Raw genomic sequence first — 21,349 nt, 5'->3', positions numbered from 1 at the left:
ATGGAACTGATCACACAGTTTATCAATGACCTGGGTAACTTTATTTTTATACCGTTCATCTTCCTTATACTGATGAAACTTCTGGGGCGTCCCCTGTCGGAGTGTATTTCATCAGCCATTAAAGTTGGCATCGGTTTTATTGCATTAACCATGACCATCAAGCTTATGCTTGAAAAAATGCAGCCAGCGGTCACAGGGCTTGCTGAAGCCACCGGCTCCTCACTGAACGCTATTGATGTTGGCGGCGCAGCAACCGCCGTAATGGGTTTTGGCTCAAGTATGGGGGCGATTATTATCCCTCTGTGCGTCGCGGTGAATATTGCCATGCTGGTTGCCCGTCTTACGGACTGCGTAAACGTTGACGTGTTTAACCTTCATCAGAATGCCTCTATGGGGGCGATTGTTGGCGCTTACTCTGGCAGCTTCCTCTATGGTGTTCTTACGGCTGCATTGTTCCATGTCTGGGCACTTATTGCGGCTGACCTCGGTGCCAAAAACAACGAGAAATTCTTCAACCTGCCAAAAGGTGTTGCCATCTCCCATCCGGTTGCAAACACCTATTTGCTGTTCGCTTATCCGTTTAACTGGATTTACGATCGCATCCCTGGATTCCGTAATCTGAACGTAACGGCGGAAAGCATTCAGAAACGCTTTGGTATCCTTGGCGATCCAACCATGGTTGGTTTCATTATTGGTATTCTTCTTGGCTTCTGTGGCTATGGTTGGGAATCACCGTATCACACTATTATCGTCAGCCTGCAGCTGGGTATGTACCTTGCCGCAGTGATGCTCCTGCTGCCTCGCATGACCTCAATCATGATGGAAGGTCTGGTTCCGCTGTCCAACGTGGCACGTAAGAAACTGGTTAAACGTTTCCCGGACCGTGAGATCACTGTCGGGATGGATACCGCGCTGATTGTTGGTCATCCTTCAGTTATTGCGCCTGCTCTGCTGCTGATCCCGGTCATTGTTATCCTCGCCGTTGTCCTTCCCGGCAACCGAGTGATGCCATTGGGGGATCTCTCGCAGTTCGTATTCTTTATTGCATGCATGGTGCCTGTTTTTAATGGGAACATTCTTCGTACCTGGGTGACTTCCATCATCCTGTTTGGTGGTGGGTTATACATTTCTTCCTGGATGGCGCCAGCAACAAATGAAGTGTTCCAGAAATTCGGCACCAATCCTGATGCCAGCGTGATGTATTCATCGCTTAACCCGTCTGCAAACCCATTCACCGGTCTCTTTGCTGGACTCAGCCATGTTGGCATCGCAGGCTATGCTCTCGCCGCTGTGTTGCTGGTATCCATAGGCTATTTACTCAAACAGAAAGCGCGCCGTCAGTTGAAAACTGAGGCAGGAAAAACGGCTTAAAACTTCAGAAGGTAATTAAAAATGAAAAAGATTTTAGTTGTATGCGGGAACGGTATTGCCTCCTCTTCCATTATGGTTTCTGTCCTGCAGGACTATCTGAAAGAACAGAATATCGAAGCGCAGGTAGATAAATCCTCTTTAATGGCCTGCACTACGGACACGTTTAACAGCTATGACCTGATTGTTTCTTCAACCAAGCTGGATAACCCAGGCATCATTACTCGTGTGATTGTGGGAGCGGGCCTGTTAACTGGCCTGGGCGAAGATGAGATTTTCGATGCTGTTAAAGAAGAAATGCTTAAGTAGGTGAATGATGAAACTTGAGATTCTGGTAAATGACGTTGAGGGTACGATCGCTGACTGGCATGCAGCAATTGAGTTTGCAGGCCAGAAACTGTTGGAAAAAGGCTATATCACTCCCGAATATATTCAGGCCTGCCTGGAGCGTGAAAAGACTTATCCCACGGGTTTATTGATGGCGAACGGTCAGGGCATTGCCATCCCACATGCAGACTATACGCTGGTAAAAACCAACAGCATAAGTATTGTGCGTTTTGATAAAGGAGTCGTGTTTGGTCAGATGGAAGACGCTGACCTTACAGTGGAATGCAGCATTATGTTTAATCTCGCATTCGCGACCAGCGATCAGCATATGTCTGTGCTGCGCCGTCTCTTTACGCTCTTCCAGGATATTTCGTTCATCGAGTCGTGCCGTAACCTTAAAACGCACGAAGTCGGGAAATATGTTGAAGAGATGCTTATAGCATCCTGATAAACAAAAGGCAGACATCACCTGTCTGCCTCTTTTCAATATAAGAATGACCGTCATGAAAAAGTACTCCCTCGTTTTGAAAGAATTATCTTCACTTGTGGATAAAATCGATGACAAAGAATTTAACTCACTCGTTGATTCTATTATCACAGCCAGTCATGTATTTCTTGCCGGTGCTGGACGTTCAGGACAAATGATAAACGCTTTTGCCAACCGGCTGATGCACCTTGGCCTGTCCGTCAGTGTGGTAGGGGAGGTTAGCTCTCCACATTCTCGCAAAAACGACCTGATGATCGTGGGTTCAGGCTCCGGAGAGACCCAACGCCTGATCAACCAGGTGAAAATAGCAAAGAATAATGGCGTGTATATCGCGCTCATTACTGCCGCACCAGACTCTACCCTGGCGACGCTGGCGGATTACGTACTCACTATCCCGGCAGGCCCCAGCGCCCAACCAATGGGCTCCCTTTTCGAACAGGCTTCCCTGCTGACCTATGACAGCATTGTTTTGTCGTTAATGGCCAATCTTAATGAAACGAGTCAGACGATGAAAGAACGCCACGCCGATATTGAATAATACCGGCGTGGCGTAAATACTAGCGGCTATTAATCCAGAAGTTTAATAGCCGTATCAAAGTCAGTAATCAGCACATTCAGAAGACCTGATTTGAGAGAGGCAACAATACCTTCATATTTTTCGTCCCCTCCAGCCACACCAATCAGTTTCTTTGTGGCCCGCAATTGATCTGTCGTAATGCCGAAACCCAGGCGGTTCAACGGGCTATCCAGTATTTCGCCTTTGCTATTAACCAGGGTTACGCATACATCAGCAGTAATGTCCTGGCTTATTAAAGCATCACGCCAAGCCTCAGGGAATATATCGCATAGGCTGGAAGAGCCTGTTTTCCATGCCCCAATACCCGTAATAACGACATCCATATTTGAGTAAAACTTTTGCGTATCCTGAACAGCCTGATCGTCAGCGAGTTTCTGGGCTAAACTCTCATCATCCACCCACATAGGCACGTACATCGGGTGCGCTCTTCCGTGAGAAATTGCAGCAACTTTGTGTATTAAATCAATCGGTCCCTGACTAAACTCAATGCCAGGATGAACACCAGAAAGCTGAACAACATCCAGAACAGGTAGTGTCGTCAGTTGACTCACCGTACTTGAAAGAACCCGCCCCCAGGCGAGACCAAACTTCATACCCTCTTTGAGAATCTCGCTCAGGTAGGTTGCTGCTATCCCTCCCAGCTTGACGTTTAATTGTTCCTGGGAAGACCAGGATTCTGAAACAGAAAGCACAACAGCATCCTGTAATCCGTATTTCGTACAGAGATTTTGCGCAATTTCCTCATCCAGAGCCTGCTGTTTAGGGAAAGTAAATTTCACATACTCTTGCGCAATGGCTTCATCAATCAAACGTGCAACTTTGAAGCGAGACAGACCGAGTTCTTCAGCAATTTCTATCTTCGTCTTCATTTCAGAGAAGTAACGCTTAACAACAAGAGAGTAGATAAAACGAGGGTCGTAGTTACGAAGCTTTTGATTTTTGTTCTGCTTTGGCATACCGGTTATCCATGCAAAAGTGGTGGCATCACAAATCAATATTTACTAATGACTTCATTGCTCAAATGTTTTACTCAAAAGTGTACACTTTTTTTGGCTCATCAGATAGGCATGTTTGCGATTTACTCAACCATGGTGCTGCAGATCATTATGTAAAATCATTCTCGGCTTTGCATCATAGCCAGAAGACAAACAACAATGTTGAGGAGTGAAACATCCAGTAAGAAAATAATCAGATGCACTGCATTCCAGAAGGCTAACAACTCCGGATGAACAAAAACTGACATAGCCTCATAAGGACAACGTCTTCTGCCGAAACTACATGAAATACAATGGTATTGCCACAGTCATTTTTGTTGCCTCAACTTTTAACACATCGGCAAATCCGCGCAGATATATTATCTCTCCCTTAACCGATAATGTGGTTACAAAAAATTGATTCTTCCGCAACACGTATACCAGCTCATGCAGGATGACTGATGGTGTCGCGGCACGCCAGTGGAGATAGCGGTGAAAGATGACTGATTGATGTTCACCCGCTCCCGTAATGAAGGGATGGCGGGGATCTTCGTTGATGGCAATCCATATATGTTTTGCAGCAATAGTTTCCCCGTTTCCTCCTACCGTGAGGGCATCGAAGAAACGGGCAAAGTCTTTAATTATGCTAACCTTGTTTTTCCCAAATACATTTCAGTAGGATGGCTCTTTCCGGTTGATACAAGCCCAGCCAAACTTCCTGGTTTCGATTGACGTGTGTATATGCCTCCGCACGATTGTTTTAGGCAATACAGTCGCTATCGCTACATTGCCAAATTTTTGCATTATGTTGCACTTCAGCCAGCTTCGTTTTGGTTAAGATTCAGTAGTCTTGACTGAACTACCGCTTAATACCTTACTTATGCGTCTGAGCCCCTCAGCCAGCATAGCGCGGGGGCATGCCAGGTTGAGGCGTATATGCCCGTCGCCATTACCGACAAACATCCCCCCCCCTTCAAGCAGTACACCAGCATACCTGGCAAAGAACAGGGTTATATCGCTCTGATTGCTAACATTCATGAGAGGAGATATATCAATCCAGGCAAGATATGTCCCTTCGGGTATCAAAAACCTAACCTGAGGATGGTATGTGTAAAGGTAGCTCTTCAAATAAAGAAAGTTTTCATCAATATAGTATCTGACCTGTGTCAACCACTCGTCACACTCGGACCAGGCGGCCTTGTTAGCTACGAGGCTCAGTGGAGAGATAAAATCATCATACAGTCGAAGCCAGTTTGCTCTTACGGAGGCATCGGGGATCATTATGTTTGCCAGCAGATTACCCGCCAAGTTAAACGTTTTGCTGGTAGACATGCAGGTGATAATTTTATGATTTTCAGGAAAAACTGACGCCGCGGGGATATGCCGGACGCCCGAGCGGGATAAATCACAGTGGATTTCATCAGAAATCACCCAAACATCATGCTTAATGCATAAGGCAATCATTCTCTGTAGCTCATCGTGTCGCCAGACGCGCCCGGTAGGATTATGTGGGTTACAGAGGAAGAAGACTTTAATCCGTTTCTGTTCATCACACAGAGCTTGTTCCATCGCCTCGAAATCTGGTGTCCAGTGACCTTGGTTATTTTTAAGCGGACATTCGACGACGCGACGACCGCTATAGTCTCCGGCTTTTTTAAACGGTGCGTAAGAAGGGGTCAGGATAAGGATGCTGTCTTCTTTATGGGTGAGCAACGGTACCAGTCGGTTAAGCGCAGGAATGATACCGGGGGAGAAAACAATGTTTTCCTCCTGAAACCGGTATCCGTAATTCCTTTCACACCAAGCCCCAAAAATATCATAATAATCCCTGTCATAAACGCGTGTGTAGCCGAGAATTTTTTTATCTAACCGGGAACGTATAGCTTCAAGCACCGGCGCGGGTGTGGAAAAAGCCATGTCTGCTACCCAGAGGTTTATAAAACCATTGGACGGCACTTCCGGCACAGTTCCTTCACAGGCACCAAACATATATTCGCGCCAGCCATCGACGGTTAAGCTATCTGTCCCTGTCCTGTCCACTACTTCATCAAAATCATATTTCATAGAGGTTACCCGATTAGTTTATTCACAGAAGTCATAGCCGCACAAAATTTTGCTCACGATCCGATATACCACGGTTTTAAAGCCTAAAAACCTGCTAATAGAGGGCGAGTCATGACTGGCACGTTAATGCCAGTACCGTGTTTTCTGACCCGGTGCCTTGATCACCAACAGAATTCCTGCAAGAACTGCCAAGGTTGAAAACGCCATTCTGAGGCTGAGTGACTCGCCCAGAAACGTTACGCCTCCCAGCATCGCCAGGCAGGGCACACTCAGCTGAACCGTACTTGCAGCAAAAGACTCAAGACGAGGTAAAAGTGAATACCACAAGACATAGGCTCCGGCAGAAGCACCGGCACCTGAGAATAATGCCAGGAGAATACCGATGCTATCGAAGTGCGCTCCCTGACTAATAATCGGCGATAACACCAGGGCAAAAGGCACAGCAACGATGAAATTTGCCGCAGTGGACTGCACAGCATCGGGAGAGCGCTTTCCGCAGAGGGTGTAGGCCGCCCAGGCAAGACCAGAAAGTGCCATCAGAACAGCGCTGCCCAGGGGGGGCGCTTTGGCTCCCGGTAAAAGAAGAGCAACCATGCCAGCTACAGCTAACCCAAGCCCCGTTGCTCTGGAAAACGACAGCCTTTCTCCATGGAAAAGACCATGGGCCACCATCGCCAGTTGCACAACACCAAATAAGAGCAACGCCCCCGTTCCGGTATCCAAATGGATGTAGGCAAGAGAGAAACACAGAGCGTAGGCCATAAGAAAGAACCCGCTTTTCATGCTCCAGACGCCCTGCTTTTTCCCCTCACGCCATAACAACAGTGGTAACAAGACCACCGCCCCGCTAATCAGGCGAAGGTCACTGAATGTCACCGGATCAATATGTTCGCCTTTCAACGCAACCCGACAGAGCACAGAATTGGCGGCGAATGCCATCATTGCTATCACTATCTTGAATCCAAAAGACCACACCATCAGCTTTACGCCTCAGAATTAACAAAATATCTTTTAATCTATCAATTAGTAGATAGAATGACAATATCTACTTTCGAGAGCCAGCCCCCGAAATGGCTGGCCCCTTAAGGTCATGCATGAAACATTGGCCTTTATCAATGCCAGTTTTATGTGTAGTCGTATACCCGTTCCTAACAAAGGAAAACCCATGAAGGATTTCAAAGAACTGCTCGAAACAGCATCAGATTACAACGAATTTGTTGGCAGCGGATCAGAAGAAGACCGCAACGCATTGCGGCATTTTGAAGTGCTTGCCAACAAGGCATTACCTGATGATGTCATCAGTAAGCTCTCCCAGCTTCCGGGTTCGTATAGCATTCTGGTTGCAGCTGAAATGTGGTGCCCGGACTGTCATAAAAACTTGCCCGTTATCCATGCCGTTGCCGCGTCAGCGCCGGCAATTCGTCTGGGCATCGTTACGCGCAATAAGGCGGAAGCCGTCTTTAAAGCCCACTTCGGTGTCGAAAAAGTCAAAATTCCGTTTGCGGTGATACTGGATGAAAACGCGACTCCGCTGGGGCAGTTTATTGAACGGCCTGAAAATGCTACCGGCAAGAACGGAGAAGTGATCGAGAGTTACAAAAACGGCGAGCTTCTGGCCGAGACCGCCCGTGAAGTGACTTCAATTTTTCCAGGAAAATAGGAGATCAACAAAGTTAAATTAATGAATCTCAACATTCAGGTAATAAGCCTGAATGTTGAGCAGTGCCAGGGAAATAATAAAAATAAACTCTAGCAACATTGATTTCAGCCCTGCACATAAGCAGGGCTTTTTTGCGCGTAAACAAAGCATGTGACGCAGTCTTCTATGTCAACCAAAATGGTATGCCCATTTATTCTATGGCCAACGACAGCACCTGCGGCTTCGCGATGCTTTTCTCGCCCTCTAAATGTAAGCAGAACTCCAGGCAACGATAATCCCGGCGACATATTCTGCATCCTGGGGATGCGTCAGAAGATGATCAGCTTCGCCCAGTGAGATAAAGCTTTTGGGGTGTCGGGCGGCTTTAAAAATTTTCTCTGCCTGTTCAATCAGCACGGTATCATCATTGGGAGCATGAAAAATCAGCAGCGGCTTATTCATGGTAAATACCTTTTCCGCTATTTTATGCTCCTGAATATTATCCAGCATTTGTTTTTTGAGCGTGAATACCCGCCCCGCAAGCTCGACCGGAAACGCGCCATGATTCCTGATATCTTCGATATTGTCTTTGAACAACCGCTGTACATGCGTCAATTCGCCTGGCGAACCAATAGTTACGACAGCTCTGGCCTCAGGAACTTTGGCCGCAATAGAGAGAATTGCTGAACCGCCAAGGCTGTGACCAATCAGCAGCGAAGGAGCCTCGTATTCCCGACGAAGATAATCTACCGCGCATAGCAGATCGGAAATATTGGATGAAAAATTGGTATTAGAAAAGTCGCCTTCGCTGTTGCCTAACCCGGTGAAATCAAAACGAAGCACAGCAATAGAATTTTCTGTCAGTTTCTTCGCAATGCGCGCAGCACCCTTCAGATCTTTCCCGCAGGTAAAGCAGTGCGCCAGCAGGGCAAAGGCTTTTGGATTTTCTGGCAATTCAAGCAACCCGGCAAGTTCCTCACCCTCTGCATTCTTGAAGGTAAATTTTAATTTTTTCATTGCGTTAACTTTCAGCATGACTGAATTACAAAAAAAATGGCTATGAGCCACCCCATCATGGGGTGGCTTTGCGAGGTTACGAGAAACTTATCTGCGAACGGCCATGATACCGGCATCGACATCCCAGATTGCGCCAGTCACCCAGGAGGCTTTGTCGGACAACAGGAAGAAGATGGTATTGGCCACATCTTCCGGTGTGCCGACACGTCCCAGCGGATGGAAAGCATTCAGCGATTGCATTGCGCCGGCAATGTCTTCTTTCGCCATGAAGCCTTCATAAATCGGGGTATGCACGATCCCTGGCGAGACAGCGTTCACGCGGATACCCGCGCTGGCCAGTTCAATGGCCAGATTACGCGTAAGCGCGTGTAGGCCGGCTTTGGCCATGGAATACGCGGAAGCTGGTGAGTCGCCGAGTGCGGCTTGCGCGCCAATAGATCCCACGTTCACGATAGCACCTTCACGGCCGTCGGCCAGCATGTTCTTCACCACGTCCTGCGTGATGAAGAAGGTTGCCCGGTTCAACATCAGGTACATGTCGTAATCGGCTTCCAGATGCTCGGTAAAGCCTTTCGGCATGAAGATCCCGGCCGCGTTGACCATTAGGCTAATATCGCGATGATTAGCATTAATCTCCTGACGAATGGCGTTCATGCCCTCTTCGGTCATCAGGTTTGCCGCAATTACGGACACGGAACCCAGCGTGCTCAGCTCTTTCTGAACCGCTTCTGCCTTGTCTTTTTTATTACCAGTCAGTACCACGCTACCACCGGCTTTCAGCACCATACGCGCCGTTTCGAGCCCCATTCCGCTGGTGCCACCCACGACAAGCAGTTTTTTGCCTTTAAAGTAATCGCTCATTTTGAACTCCGTTATTTGCAGGGTAGATGTGGCCGGCAGCTATACCGCCGGCTCGTTCAGGTTTCAGATACTGCAACCGTCAGCGCCACAGGTCTGGCCGTCGGTTTGTGCCAGTTCAGCCGCTTTTTCCTCCCAGACTTGCTTTAAAGCATTCAGGAAGTTGTCCGCAGATTGCGCGCCGCTGATGGCATATTTTTCATTGAGCAGGAACAGCGGGACACCGCTGACCCCGATCGACCGGGCATAGGCTTCATCTTCAGCCACCGAGGCACGGAAAGCCTCATTTGCAAGGGCATCTTCGGCATCGGCTCTGGACATGCCCACTTCGACAGCTAACGCAATGAGCTCCTGCGGTTCGAAAATGGAACGCCCTTCAGTCACACTGGCCTGATAAAACCGTTCTGCCATGGCGTCGCCCATATTGGCGTGACGTGCAGCAGCGAGCAGCGTGTGGGCATCTTCGGTATCGCCAAAGAGCATGGTGTCAAAGTTATACTGGAGCCCTTCGGCCTTCCCGGCCGTGCCCACCTGATTCATCATCAGTTCAGCCCCATGTTCCCCGCCAAACTTCTTGTAAAGGGCTTTGCGGAACGGCACGGCCGGCCGGTCGCCGGAGATACGGAAACTGTGGTGGCGGACCACGACCTGTTCCTTGTGTTCAAAGGCGGCAAGGCCCTGTTCGAAACGCTTTTTGGCAATCCAGCACCATGGGCAGACCAGATCTGACCAAATATCTATCGTAATAATCGGCTTAAGAGTTTGCATATTGGCTCCTGAATACCTCATGAATATCGTCTGACGGTGCCTCTTTATGTGGGCACCGCACATGCCACCATCTGAGTGACGTTAGTTGGCTTGCCAGGCGGGATAATCGGTGTAGCCTTTTTCCGGCGACCCCGTCACGCCGTAATACGTCGTGCGATCGCTTTCAGCCAGCGGCCAGCCGTTCTGCATTCTTTCGACCAGATCAGGGTTGGCAATGAACGGCACGCCAAACGCCACAAGATCCAGTTCGTCTGCCTCAAGGGCAGTTTCGGCAATCTCGCGGGTGAAGCCGCCGGCGGCAATAACCGTGCCCCCCAGAGCTTTACGGAACGCGGCCTTGAAACCGGCAGGAACCGGAGCCTGGGTATAAACAGGCTGATAATAGAGGTGCACATAAGCCAGCTCACGCTGGCCGAGGGCCGCAGCGATACTGGCCCAAATCTCTTTTTCATCTTCATAAGGTGCCAGGTCGTAAATACGCCCGAACGGTGAAATGCGCAAGCCCACCTTATTGCTACCAATAGCCGCAGAGATGGCATCAACCGTTTCCAGCAGGAACCGCTGACGGTTTTCCACCGAGCCACCGTATTCATCAGTTCGTGAGTTCAGTTCACTGCTGAGGAACTGGTCGAAAATGAAGCCGTTCGCCGCCATGATTTCCACGCCGTCAAATCCGGCCTCCATTGCCAGACGCGCTGAATGAACAAAGTCAGCAGTAACGCGGCGGACTTCTTCGGTTTCCAGCGCACGCGGCTGGCTTGGAACTACAGGACCCGGTTCGCCAGACTCGGTCAGCGCAAAGACCGTGGTGTTAACTGCCTGTACAGTACCGGCGGAAACTGGCGCGATGTTGCCAGGCTGAAGAGATGTATGAGACATCCGGCCCACATGCCACAGCTGAGCAAAAATACGACCACCCTTCGCATGTACCGCATCGGTCACTTTGCGCCATCCCTGAACGTGTGCAGCGTTGTAGATGCCTGGGGTATACAGATAGCCGCGCCCTTCCTCAGAAACAGGCATGCCTTCGGTGATAAGCAGACCCGCAGAGGCGCGCTGGGCGTAGTAAAGTGCAACAACGTCATCTGGCACGTCGTTCATTGTGCGTGTGCGGGTCATCGGGGCCATGACCACGCGGTTTTTTAACTGCATGCCTGACAGATTGTAGGGGGTGAACAACTTACTCATCGTGTACCTCGCAAGGCGAAAGAGAGAAAAGCCCCGCAGGGGCCGGAGTGAATACTTAGTGCGTCGGGAGATGAAGGTCGTTTCCCAATCTCATTAAGCGTATGCCCACACTATATCTATCTACTAGTTGATTGGTCAAGAGGGAAAGCACAAAACATGCTTTTACATTATCTCCGAAAGCGGACACGAGAGTGATGTGTGAAGGGAGTTGCCACACTTAGCACAGCCATCAGTCTGTGAAATCAGAAGGTTTAAATGCCAATCTTGAGCGCTATGGAGCTAAAAATGGCTGGCTCAGGGCGGCAGCAAGCCCTTCTCTAATCTTATTATCTGGATGATATTTGTTCCTATGGAGAAGAGAGAATGTCCAGACTTAACTTTACCATTATGAGTACAATATACCTCGCGTTGTCGAGCCAGGTAGCTTTAGCTGCAGATTTTACGCTGACAAGTCATGAGCTTGAAAAAAAATATTTCCCTGATGCCCAAACACTGAGTACACCTTATGGATTTGGGTGCAGTGGTGGAAACATTGCCCCCTCTTTTAACTGGAGCGGTGCTCCGGCAGGAACCCAAAGCTTCGCTCTTAAAATTTATGACAGGGATGCGCCGACAGGTCTGGGTTGGATCCACTGGCAGGTGGTGAATATTCCCTCATCCCTTCACTCGTTACCGGCTGGGATAACGGCGGATAATAAAAATCTCCCGCAAGGGGCTCTTCAGACCCGAACTGATTTCGGTATCCCGGGTTATGGTGGCCCTTGCCCACCGAAGGGCGAAATGCACCGTTATGAGGTCACGCTGACGGCACTTCGTGTCGACAAACTTCCGGGAATAACCGCAGACTCAACGCCCGCACTGGTCGGCTTTATGACAAAAGCGAACTCACTGGGCGAAGCGCACCTTCAGATTACGCAGGGGCGCTAACCCAGCCAGGTTGCCGATGGTCGGGCCGGAAACCCGGACCAGGCTGGGGCTGAACCCGAAGCGGGTTCGAAATCTTGCGGCAAACTTAGACGGATTTTCATAACCGACTTCTTGGGATATGCGGGTGACAGAAAGATCGGTCACCTGCAAAAGTGTCAGGGCGCGACACATGCGAATGTCTGTCACGAGGTGGGTGAATGACGTATTTTCGGCATGCAGATGGCGTCTCAGCGTGGTGGCGGACATACCAAATTCAGCCGCTACTTGCGCAGTATTCCAGTCTTGTGATATGTCTGCTGCAACGAGTTTACGGATTTTTATCGCAAGTCCGGTATGTTTTTTCAACGCGAAGAAAATGTGGTATTCATCCAGCCAACTCAACATTTCTTCCATACGCCTGGCCACAATACTTTCAGGTATGTTTTCAGTATCTGCAATGGCATCTGCAGTGTGATAAAAGGCCTTGCGAAAACTGTTACCAGGCTCCGCCATTTTATTTGCTTCGTTCATACTCATACGTGGGGCATGCATGAAGCAGTAGTTTTGGACGAAATCGGAACAGAAACTCAGCCATGATGCTTCGTACGTACCCGTTAAAGGTGATGGCGTATTGATAATATCAAAAGAGTCTCCCTCGCCGATAACCACTGCGTCACCAGCCTCCAGGTTTATCTCCCTTTGTGCCCAGCGTATTATTTTCCTGCCATGCCGGACCAGGATAATTGTGGGTTCATCAATGGTGATATGACGCATCATCAGGGGCTGCGTATGCTGCACATGCGCTGTACTCCCTACATTAATACGACTGGATAGTGTTCTTTCCATCATCGCCTTCCGAAAAGGAACAGGCCTGTCCTGTAGTCCGACATTTTATAGGTGGGCTTGCTTTTTATAAAGTAATCCCGTTTTTACAATACATCAGTTTTCTCACTGAGATGCTGTGAATATCATACTCCTCAGAACGCCTTTCATATAAGATGACGATTAGACATTGATAACTAAAGGCATTTTCTTCGCTTCTACACATTCTGTTGATGATAGCTTTTTTTGTTAAAAAAAACTACCAACTGGTTGGTAGAATCAATATTAGGTTATATCCTACAGGAGTGAATGATGCGTGAATTAACTCTATACAATGAAGATAATTTTAGAGAAATCGAAAGGTATGAAGGAGTTGCTGTGGTACGCTTCTCTGCCCCCTGGTGCCCACCTTGTCAGATGAGCGAAGACATATTTAACCATTTTGTCGGACAGATTGAAAGCGACGTCAAAGTCGGCAAAGTGAATGTGGATCTGGCGCCGGTACTGACCACCAAATATAAAATTTGGGGACTACCGTCCGTACTGATGTTCAGGGACGGGCAGTTGGTCAAGCGTATACCGGGTGTGAAATCGGCAGGGTTTTATCAGCAAGCATTATCAGAGCTGAAAAAAGGGCAGTAATATCCTTTTATGTATGATTAAAAAGTCTCTTAGCAATCTGATGCCTCATCGACAAGCGGTTACCCCTCGCTCAGAGAGATAACCGCTGAGTTATAAAAAAGTCGACAAGTCAGCTTAGCGTTAGTTATTGTGCTGGAAGGCTGGCATTAGCGCTTTGTTATGGTCGATTACTTCATCCAGTGCATTTTCAAGCAGTTGCCCGCTTTTGATCAACGGATTGATGACCAAAGCGCGCCATGCCGTATATCGATTGCCACTGATGGCTGCCTCAATGGTCAATTGCTCAAAGCTTTTCATCAGTTGAATCAGGCGAAGTACATCTTCTGGGAAAGGTTCGACATTCAATGGTATAGGTCCTGAACGGGTGATCATTGAACTGACCTCAACCGCACAGTCATCCGGCAGGTCCGCAATCGCACCATTGTTTCGCGTATTGACATGCATGATGATGCGTTTGTCATTATATATAGCGCTCATCAATTCACATGCCGCATCCGAATAGTACTGCCCTCCCCGACCTTCCAGCGCTTTCGGTTTCTCGGAGAGTTCCGGGTTTCGATAAATTTCGAATAGCTCTCTTTCGAGCTCTTTTACTATCTCACCACGAGTACCTTCCCCTCGTGCTTCGCCAAGCTCCTGACGGTACATGTCGTCGCTCATGTAGTAATAACGCAGGTAGGGGCAAGGAATCATTCCCATATTCGCCAACAACCGATCCGGCCATTTGAAAGGAGGAATATTTTTTGGCACCAACGGATCATTCCCCTCTGAAATCAGATCAATAACCTGGGGAAGCTTATCCTTACCTTCATGATATATATGGCGCGCAAAAATGAAGTGATTAAGTCCCGCGACCTGCATGATGAATTCATTGATGTCACTGACGCCTAAAGCACTGGCAATACCCTTTTGCATGATAACAGGCACATTGCACAGCCCTACGGTTTTGACTTTACTGTATTTCAGTATCGCTTCGGTGACCATTCCCGATGGGTTGGTAAAGTTCAGCAACCAGGCATCCGGGCACAGTTGTTCCATTTCTTTCGCTATAGCCAATGCAATCGGGATAGTGCGGCATGCATTGGCAAACCCACCCAGACCATTGGTTTCCTGACCGATCATGTCATATTTCAGTGATATCCTTTCGTCGCTGATCCGCGCTTCAAGGCAGCCGGCCCTGAACTGAGAGCAAACAAAATCTGCACCGGGCAGTGCTTCTTTACGGTCAAGGGTTTCATAAACGGGAATATCCAGCCCATTTTTTTCCAGCATCCGTCGGGTTAGGGCCGCAATGATCGCCATTTTTTCACGACCATCCTCAATATCAACCAGCCATAATTCGCGGATCGGAAATTCATTTTGACGTTTGATAATGCCTTCCATCAGTTCAGGTGTATAGCTTGAACCCGCTCCAATAACCACTAACTTAAGACCCTTCATAAGATTATCCCCTCATTGTTGTTGTCAGGACGTCTGTTGGGTCAATTAAAGAGCACATGGGCTTAGTGGACAAACGATCAATTCCGGGGTATGCATTAATGTAAATAATGCATAAAAGAAATTTAGAAGGAAAATAACGAATGCTCGCTCAACAGAACATGCTGGCACTATTGCATACGTTTGAAACGGCAGCACTGCATATGAGCTTTACTAAGGCGGCGACTACCCTCAATCTGTCGCAAGGTGCTGTTAGTCAACGCATTCGCTCTCTTGAATCCATGCTCGGATTCAGACTCTTTATCAGAATGACCCGAAAGCTTCAGTTAACCGATGAAGGGGAGCGTTTACTTGGCGTGCTCGCGTTTTCACTTAAACGCATCAGTGATGAAATAGAAGATATTCGCGTGCAGGGGTTGAGAGGAACCTTGTCAGTCGGCCTTCCACCTACCTTCGCTTTTCTCTGGCTGATGCCGCACTTACCGGTATTTACCGAACGCTGGCCCGGCCTGAATATCAATTTCAGAGTAAGAGCCGGTCTGGTAGATTTTAATCTTGAACGGGTAGACGTCGCTATCTACTACAGTAATCTAAAATACCCCGACCTCTACTGCGAACGGTTATCTGAAGAGACGCTGGTTCCCGTCTGTATTCCATCTCTTGCAAAAAAAATCAGGCAAGCAAACCATTGGTTAGCTGAAGTCCCATTTATCCACACGTCTGAATCCGTTGATTCACAGAATGTTTTTTCCGAATGGCGAGAATGGTGCCGGGATTCTGGCAAAAACCTGCCTGTCGAAGATAATTTTTTAAGCTTCAACAACTGTCAGATGTCAATTGAAGCGGCACTCAATGGCAGCGGTATCATCATGGGCAGAAAACGACTCATTCGACATTTCCTCGATGAGGGCCGACTGGTTGCCCCTTTTGAAATAGAAATACCCGCCGGGCGAGGATATGACCTCATTATGCCCCGAGAAAACATTAACCGACCGGGTGTTCAGGCTTTGGCCGAATGGGTAAGAAATGTGTTTAACGAAGAATAAAGTCTGTTTTCGTTCTGATAAGGGTAATGTAAGCCATAACAGACCTAATCCCAAAAAGTTGGATGAAAATGTATGTCAGAAGTGAAAAAAGGGCAGTAATGCCCTTTTTTATTTTCAGCGTGATAAATATTACGCTTTCATTTGCTTAATCGCATCCAGCGTACGCGCTGAATAGACGACAGCAGCGCCTGCGTTAAGGTTGATTGCCACACCCAGGGCTTCAGCAATTTCTTCTTCTGTTGCACCGGCTTTGACGGCAGCTTCTGCATGAACAGCAATGCAACCATCACAGCGGGTCGTCACCGCACAAGCCAGTGCGATTAACTCACGCATTTTCGCGCCAAGAAGGTTGGTCTTATTACCGGCATTGCCCAGAGCCATGACGCCTTTTAACGTTTCCGGGGTCAGTTTACCCAGCTCACCAACACGTTCCATTACTTCTGAGCGATATTCATTCCAGTCTAACATGGGGTTATCTCCTGAATTATTTTCTTTTAACAATCATTAGGATCTGTTCAAGCGTATCGTTGAAAATCTCAGGCTTGTTAATCGCCCGGGAAACAACGCTGGCACCTTCGCATAAATTTAAAATAAGCAGTGCCATTTTTGATGGCAGCAGGTCAGCAGTCAGTTCCCCTGCATCAACGCCACGGCTGACAATCCTGGTCAACCAGGCAATCTGCATATCGAAATATTCGGTAGCCTGTACTCTGATATTCGGTGGCAGATTGGCCATTTCCGCAGACAATGCACAGCACAGTGGCATACGCGACGTGCGATAGCTCTCGATGAAAAGCTCCACGTAAGCGGTAAGCATCTGCACTACCGTATTCTCCGTCGCTTCAATCTGTTCAAATCGATTTTTGGTATCGGTATGGGCCTGAATCACCACTTGTTCGCCCAAAACGTCTTTGGTTGGGAAATGGTGATGAATACTGGCCTTGGTGATACCAATGCTCTTAGACAAATCGGCATAGCTGAATGCAGAGTAACCCCGTTCACGCATCAGATGGTCTGCTTCATTAAGAAGCCTTTCTCGTGTCATGACTGACATATAATCCTCATACCTGTAATCTACTAGTTGGTAGATTTTATCTGCAACGGATGTTCCCTGCAAGGGTCTTCAGCCAGGAACAACAATACAACCTTCTTCTGATAACGTGTTTTCATCCGGGGCTAACAGCCAACAAGTCGAGTAAAATGACTGGGTGCAGAGATTTTCTTCTTTAAGGTTTACCTGTTATACCAGGCGGGTATCAATGTTAACCGGATTCGCCAGGGTATCGTGGATTGGAGAACTTGCTGGCAGGGCGCGAACCATTTCTTCGAGCTGTTCACGGCTGGCCGTTGGGCTGGATAGTTTAACGCCAACTCGGATCCCTTTTGCCCCTTTACGAATTTTATCGTCAAGACCCAGGAAGCCATTCAGATCGATGTCAAAGTTCAGATCAAGGTCAATACCGTCAAGATCGATGCCTTTTTCTGCCGCCATCACGGTAAGCGTTGCGGTATAGCAGCCAGCAAGCGCCTGCAAAATGTACTCAGCAGGCCCCATACCGCTATCAGTACCTGACAACTCAGCAGGTTCATCGCCGACATTTACAAATTTGCCGGAGCGACTGGTATCAACCTGACCATTCTGAATCGTCGCATGAGTTTCCACCCGTACGGATACCCCACCGTTAGACTGACTCTTCATGTTAAACGTGATATTACCCAGTTCCGGATGCTGGCGAATAGCTTCTCGTGTATTGCGAATAACATTAGCGTCAGCAACAGGTTTTTTTGAATTAGTCATATTTACTCCTCAAAATATAATCAGAATTTAATAAATGGTTAAGTAAAACGAAACTCAACCAACTAGATGGTAGATTACACACCAAATGAGATGTTGTCTACTACCTCTGACGCATTTATGAAACCCTAGCCAAATCTAAACGGAATTTAGATGAAGATGGCCTTGGTCAATCGCTCCACATCGCTTTATCGAAGGCAGTTTACGGTGATCAGACAAAACGCCTTAATACCATCAACTCAAAAAGCTCACCTTAACTCCCGGTCAGTTACCGTTATCCAGAGCTTTTCTATTACCCGTGCCGATGTCAGTTCATTCCCTCATTCCACCCTTCCGTTCGCCTGACTGCCAGTCATCTGACCAGCCAGATGCACTCGTGGTCACCGATTGCGATTAAGCCATAACAACGCTGTAGCTGTATAAATACACACCCAGCAGAGAATAAGCGAAGAAAAAAAACAGGAGTATGAGGAGTAAGAAAACAATATCGTATTTCACAATAAATACCCACTGTGGTGTGCGGACGCCACAGTGCCAGTTCTCCAAAGAGAGAATTCTGCCAGGGCATTCTGTAATGCAACACCCGATGACTCAGAAGGTGTATAGCACCCCAAAGGAAGCCGATGTTTCATTGTGCCGAAAGACAACCGGGCTCTTTTCCGCATGGCTGTCCAGCCAGGTGTAGTCGAGGCTGATTAGCGTGCCCCACGCCGCTGTAAACTGATGGCTCCATGTCAGGCTGCTGTCGGTGCCATAAAATCCTCCGGCAGCATGATACGGGGCATAACCTGTGCGCGCGCTCTGCCGGTCGCTGACACCGTAAACGGTATTCATATACCGGCTGTCACCAAACAGTGCCGCCGTGGAAAACGCTACGGTGTCGCTGGCGGTCTGTAGCGGAATGAGCGTGGCAGACGTCTGGTAATTCCCCCCCTGGCTGTCGCTCAGCGGGAGCGTGGCTCTCCCTTCCACTGTCAGCCAGGGCGTCACTGTCCAGCCCACCGCAAAGGCGGTGTTGACGGTAGCCCTGATGTTCCCCATGCGCCGGAGCTTATCGCTGCCGTCCCGCCAGTCCGAATTCCGGTCTGAACGACCCAGGTTATAGCCCAGGGTGTGTTCCAGGTAGAGGCCACTATCGCTCTGCAGGTCATAGCCTATCCCCTTTTGCGTATCCAGGAAGAATGCCCCGTCGCGGGCCTGCACCAGTGGAATTAGCTGCCAGCGCCGCTTGTCTGACCCACTGTAACGGGGCAGATTCTGACCGGCGAGGCCCACCGACATCATGGATTGCTGCGGACTGGCGTCATCGGCACGGGCGGTGGTCGCCAGACCGGTCAGCGCGAAACAGGTCATGTAAAGCATCAGTTTTCTGGTTATCATCGTGGCTCCTGAGCAACGGTTTGGGGACGACCGCCAGGCATGTGGCGTCTGTTCAGGGGCGAGTATGCAGTGGCAGTGTCAGTAAACTGCCAGGAATTTATGAAGAAACGGTCAAGGTGGCTGGAATGTCCGGAAATCGAATACTGATAATTGAAGATGATGCCGACGCGGCGGACGTGCTCAGTGCCTATCTTGCGCGTGAGAATTATGCGGTCAGCGTGGCGGGTGACGGGCCGACGGGGCTGGAAATGAGCCAGCGGCTGAAACCGGACCTTATCCTGCTGGATGTGATGCTGCCCGGCATGAACGGTACGGAGGTGCTGGCGGCGGTGCGCCGAAGGGGGAATATTCCGGTTATCATGGTTACCGCTATGGGAGATATCCCCGACAGGATAGGGGCCCTGCGTTACGGGGCGGATGACTACGTGGTCAAGCCCTACAACCCAGGAGAGGTGGTGGCCAGGGTGCAGGCGGTGCTGCGACGTATGACGCAGACGCCGGAAACACCCCTGCTGCGCTGGCTGGGGCTCGAGGTGGATACAGCGATGATGACTGCCGGCGTCAGGGATGAGCGCGGAGAGTTCGCAGCACTTATGCTCACGCCGACAGAGTTCAGCCTCCTGGCGACCCTGATGCAGGCACCGGTGCGCCCCTTCTCCCGCCAGCACCTGCTGGAGCACTGCCTGCCGGAGAGTGATGCGCTGGAGCGCTCGGTGGACACGCACGTCTATAACCTGCGCAAGAAGCTGGAGACTGCAGGAATTTCCGGCGTGCTGGTCAACGTGCGCGGTGTGGGCTACCGGTTCTCTCAGCCATGAACACGTTACAGCAGCAGACCCTTTGGCGCTGGATTTGCGTGCGAATTCTGGCGCTGGCCATCGGTTCCGTGGTGGTGATTGCCGTGTGCATGTGGCTGCGTTTTGCCGTGCAGAACCTGTGGAACCTGCACCGTATGCCGTCCACCCTGCGTGATGAATTTATCCTCCTGCGCGCACATCCTGAAACCAATCTGGCCCGCTTTCATGAGATTGTCGACACGTGGTGGGGCGTCAGGTATTCCGACCCTTCCATTGCCTCTGCGGACTGGCTGATGGTCGGTATACTGGTGGGGGTGATGATACCGTTTATTGTCGTCCTCGGGCTGCGGGCGGCCCGTCCGCTCTCCCTGCAGTTCAGTCGCCTTGCCGCGGCAGCGCGCGCCGTTGCTGCTGGCGACTTTAGTGCCCGGGCGGTGCAGGTGGACAACGCGCCGCTGGAAATGGCCCGCTTCACGCAGGACTTCAATACCATGATGCAGCAGCTGGCACGCTATGACCGTGAGCTCAGGGCCTCCCACGTTGCGATGGCGCATGAGCTCCGCTCTCCGCTGACGGCGGCCATCGGCCGACTGCAGGGTATGATGGACGGCGTCTTTACGCCCGAGTCCCGGCAACTGGCGATGGTCATGAAACAGCTTCAGCTGCTCAGCCGCCTCACGGATGAACTGCACCTGCTGTCGCTGGCGGATGCCGGGCAGCTCATGCTGAATAAAACGCAAACCGATCTCACCGCCCTGTTGCGCGAGCGGACGGCCTGGCTTGGGCCACAGGCGCAGGCCGCCGGTATGATCCTGAGCGTAACCTCCCATGAACCCTGCCTGTCCCTGGCGGACCCGGTCCGGCTGGGACAGGTCATCACCATCGTGCTGGAAAATGCCCTGCGCTATGCGGCTGAAGGCGGGGAGGTCTCGGTGTCCGCACAGGCGACCCCTGAGGGGGCCCGGATGGTGTTTCGTGACCGGGGACCGGGCGTGCCGGCGGATTTTCTGACGGTGATGTTTGAGCGCTTCACCCGGGGAGAGTCGTCGAGGGCGCGCCACTCGGGCGGCAGCGGGCTGGGATTATCCATCGCACGGGGTATCTGTGAGGCTCACGGGGGAACCATTCACGCCGCGCCGGGAGAGATGGGAGGGCTGGTCATTACCGTCACCCTGCCGGCACATCACGACCGGAAATAATTCGCGCTCTTGACCCGTTCTTGACGCAACGCAGGCCGTATCTTGACAGAGCGCCGGT

General features: G+C 49.9%; 24 protein-coding genes. 11 read left to right on the top strand and 13 right to left on the bottom strand.

Annotation, left to right across the window (positions count from 1 at the left end; translation table 11 throughout):
- The 4 genes from AC2FAP_RS22845 to hxlB are packed head-to-tail and all read left to right on the top strand — an operon-like array spanning position 1 to position 2,720.
- Positions 1–1,371 (top strand): PTS galactitol transporter subunit IIC, encoded by a 1,371-nt coding sequence (locus AC2FAP_RS22845; RefSeq protein WP_014172370.1) that lies wholly within the window; start codon positions 1–3, stop codon positions 1,369–1,371.
- 21 nt (positions 1,372–1,392) lie between these two features.
- Positions 1,393–1,677, top strand: coding sequence for a PTS sugar transporter subunit IIB (locus AC2FAP_RS22840; RefSeq protein WP_014172369.1), 285 nt, complete (start codon positions 1,393–1,395; stop codon positions 1,675–1,677).
- Between the two features lie 7 nt (positions 1,678–1,684).
- Positions 1,685–2,143, top strand: coding sequence for a PTS sugar transporter subunit IIA (locus AC2FAP_RS22835; protein WP_041163028.1), 459 nt, complete (start codon positions 1,685–1,687; stop codon positions 2,141–2,143).
- Between the two features lie 55 nt (positions 2,144–2,198).
- The gene (gene hxlB / locus AC2FAP_RS22830) at positions 2,199–2,720 is read left to right on the top strand and encodes a 6-phospho-3-hexuloisomerase (protein WP_041163027.1); all 522 of its coding nucleotides are present in this window, start codon (positions 2,199–2,201) and stop codon (positions 2,718–2,720) included.
- A 29-nt stretch (positions 2,721–2,749) separates the two neighbouring features.
- Here hxlB and AC2FAP_RS22825 read toward each other — a convergent pair whose 3' ends face one another.
- Positions 2,750–3,715, bottom strand: a complete 966-nt coding sequence (locus AC2FAP_RS22825) for a sugar-binding transcriptional regulator (protein ID WP_041163016.1) — start codon at positions 3,713–3,715, stop codon at positions 2,750–2,752.
- A 528-nt stretch (positions 3,716–4,243) separates the two neighbouring features.
- On the opposite strand from AC2FAP_RS22825, the gene AC2FAP_RS22820 reads away from it, so the two are divergent.
- Positions 4,244–4,465, top strand: coding sequence for a hypothetical protein (locus tag AC2FAP_RS22820; protein WP_127341621.1), 222 nt, complete (start codon positions 4,244–4,246; stop codon positions 4,463–4,465).
- A gap of 102 nt (positions 4,466–4,567) precedes the next feature.
- Here AC2FAP_RS22820 and AC2FAP_RS22815 read toward each other — a convergent pair whose 3' ends face one another.
- Both AC2FAP_RS22815 and AC2FAP_RS22810 read right to left on the bottom strand, forming a co-directional pair.
- A complete protein-coding gene (locus AC2FAP_RS22815) occupies positions 4,568–5,797 on the bottom strand; it encodes a MalY/PatB family protein (protein ID WP_045343608.1) in 1,230 nt (409 codons plus the stop codon).
- A 123-nt stretch (positions 5,798–5,920) separates the two neighbouring features.
- Positions 5,921–6,775: a DMT family transporter gene (locus AC2FAP_RS22810; protein ID WP_014172362.1), complete on the bottom strand. Its 855-nt coding sequence runs from the start codon at positions 6,773–6,775 to the stop codon at positions 5,921–5,923.
- Positions 6,776–6,962: 187 nt separating this feature from the next.
- On the opposite strand from AC2FAP_RS22810, the gene AC2FAP_RS22805 reads away from it, so the two are divergent.
- A complete protein-coding gene (locus AC2FAP_RS22805) occupies positions 6,963–7,457 on the top strand; it encodes a thioredoxin family protein (RefSeq protein WP_041163014.1) in 495 nt (164 codons plus the stop codon).
- Positions 7,458–7,700: 243 nt separating this feature from the next.
- Here AC2FAP_RS22805 and AC2FAP_RS22800 read toward each other — a convergent pair whose 3' ends face one another.
- The 4 genes from AC2FAP_RS22800 to AC2FAP_RS22785 form a co-directional block, all read right to left on the bottom strand.
- Positions 7,701–8,453 (bottom strand): alpha/beta hydrolase family protein, encoded by a 753-nt coding sequence (locus AC2FAP_RS22800; protein WP_041163026.1) that lies wholly within the window; start codon positions 8,451–8,453, stop codon positions 7,701–7,703.
- Between the two features lie 87 nt (positions 8,454–8,540).
- Complete coding sequence (locus AC2FAP_RS22795; protein WP_014172358.1) at positions 8,541–9,314, bottom strand: SDR family NAD(P)-dependent oxidoreductase; 774 nt, start codon at positions 9,312–9,314, stop codon at positions 8,541–8,543.
- A 63-nt stretch (positions 9,315–9,377) separates the two neighbouring features.
- A complete protein-coding gene (locus tag AC2FAP_RS22790; RefSeq protein ID WP_041163013.1) occupies positions 9,378–10,079 on the bottom strand; it encodes a DsbA family oxidoreductase in 702 nt (233 codons plus the stop codon).
- Positions 10,080–10,160: 81 nt separating this feature from the next.
- On the bottom strand, positions 10,161–11,267 hold the full coding sequence (locus AC2FAP_RS22785) for an alkene reductase (RefSeq protein WP_014172356.1): 1,107 nt from the start codon (positions 11,265–11,267) through the stop codon (positions 10,161–10,163).
- Between the two features lie 363 nt (positions 11,268–11,630).
- Between AC2FAP_RS22785 and AC2FAP_RS22780 the strand changes: the two genes are divergently transcribed.
- On the top strand, positions 11,631–12,194 hold the full coding sequence (locus AC2FAP_RS22780) for a YbhB/YbcL family Raf kinase inhibitor-like protein (protein ID WP_014172354.1): 564 nt from the start codon (positions 11,631–11,633) through the stop codon (positions 12,192–12,194).
- Here the strand turns inward: AC2FAP_RS22780 and AC2FAP_RS22775 are convergent.
- The gene (locus AC2FAP_RS22775) at positions 12,153–12,950 is read right to left on the bottom strand and encodes a helix-turn-helix transcriptional regulator (RefSeq protein ID WP_230682134.1); all 798 of its coding nucleotides are present in this window, start codon (positions 12,948–12,950) and stop codon (positions 12,153–12,155) included. The genes AC2FAP_RS22780 and AC2FAP_RS22775 overlap by 42 nt on opposite strands.
- A gap of 357 nt (positions 12,951–13,307) precedes the next feature.
- Here AC2FAP_RS22775 and AC2FAP_RS22770 point away from each other — a divergent pair, with 357 nt between their 5' ends.
- Positions 13,308–13,637, top strand: coding sequence for a thioredoxin family protein (locus AC2FAP_RS22770; protein WP_041163012.1), 330 nt, complete (start codon positions 13,308–13,310; stop codon positions 13,635–13,637).
- A 120-nt stretch (positions 13,638–13,757) separates the two neighbouring features.
- Here AC2FAP_RS22770 and AC2FAP_RS22765 read toward each other — a convergent pair whose 3' ends face one another.
- Positions 13,758–15,077, bottom strand: coding sequence for a 6-phospho-beta-glucosidase (locus tag AC2FAP_RS22765; protein ID WP_014172351.1), 1,320 nt, complete (start codon positions 15,075–15,077; stop codon positions 13,758–13,760).
- A 140-nt stretch (positions 15,078–15,217) separates the two neighbouring features.
- Between AC2FAP_RS22765 and AC2FAP_RS22760 the strand changes: the two genes are divergently transcribed.
- Positions 15,218–16,120, top strand: coding sequence for a LysR substrate-binding domain-containing protein (locus tag AC2FAP_RS22760; RefSeq protein WP_232937875.1), 903 nt, complete (start codon positions 15,218–15,220; stop codon positions 16,118–16,120).
- Between the two features lie 129 nt (positions 16,121–16,249).
- Here AC2FAP_RS22760 and AC2FAP_RS22755 read toward each other — a convergent pair whose 3' ends face one another.
- The 4 genes from AC2FAP_RS22755 to AC2FAP_RS22740 form a co-directional block, all read right to left on the bottom strand.
- A complete protein-coding gene (locus AC2FAP_RS22755; RefSeq protein ID WP_041163011.1) occupies positions 16,250–16,588 on the bottom strand; it encodes a carboxymuconolactone decarboxylase family protein in 339 nt (112 codons plus the stop codon).
- 16 nt (positions 16,589–16,604) lie between these two features.
- Positions 16,605–17,174 (bottom strand): TetR/AcrR family transcriptional regulator, encoded by a 570-nt coding sequence (locus tag AC2FAP_RS22750; protein WP_014172347.1) that lies wholly within the window; start codon positions 17,172–17,174, stop codon positions 16,605–16,607.
- Positions 17,175–17,360: 186 nt separating this feature from the next.
- Positions 17,361–17,918: an OsmC family protein gene (locus tag AC2FAP_RS22745; protein WP_014172345.1), complete on the bottom strand. Its 558-nt coding sequence runs from the start codon at positions 17,916–17,918 to the stop codon at positions 17,361–17,363.
- A 588-nt stretch (positions 17,919–18,506) separates the two neighbouring features.
- Positions 18,507–19,295 (bottom strand): MipA/OmpV family protein, encoded by a 789-nt coding sequence (locus AC2FAP_RS22740; protein WP_045343606.1) that lies wholly within the window; start codon positions 19,293–19,295, stop codon positions 18,507–18,509.
- Positions 19,296–19,420: 125 nt separating this feature from the next.
- Between AC2FAP_RS22740 and AC2FAP_RS22735 the strand changes: the two genes are divergently transcribed.
- Together AC2FAP_RS22735 and AC2FAP_RS22730 are read left to right on the top strand one after the other, a co-directional pair.
- Complete coding sequence (locus AC2FAP_RS22735) at positions 19,421–20,113, top strand: response regulator (protein WP_041163010.1); 693 nt, start codon at positions 19,421–19,423, stop codon at positions 20,111–20,113.
- Positions 20,110–21,291, top strand: coding sequence for a sensor histidine kinase (locus tag AC2FAP_RS22730; protein ID WP_232937877.1), 1,182 nt, complete (start codon positions 20,110–20,112; stop codon positions 21,289–21,291). The genes AC2FAP_RS22735 and AC2FAP_RS22730 overlap by 4 nt, the downstream gene beginning before the upstream one ends.
- The last annotated feature ends 58 nt before the right edge of the window (positions 21,292–21,349 follow it).

It is taken from the genome of Enterobacter cloacae complex sp. 394I7 (assembly GCF_057320345.1).
Note: the sequence above shows the minus strand (reverse complement) of the source record. Positions and strands in the feature narration are given on the sequence as shown.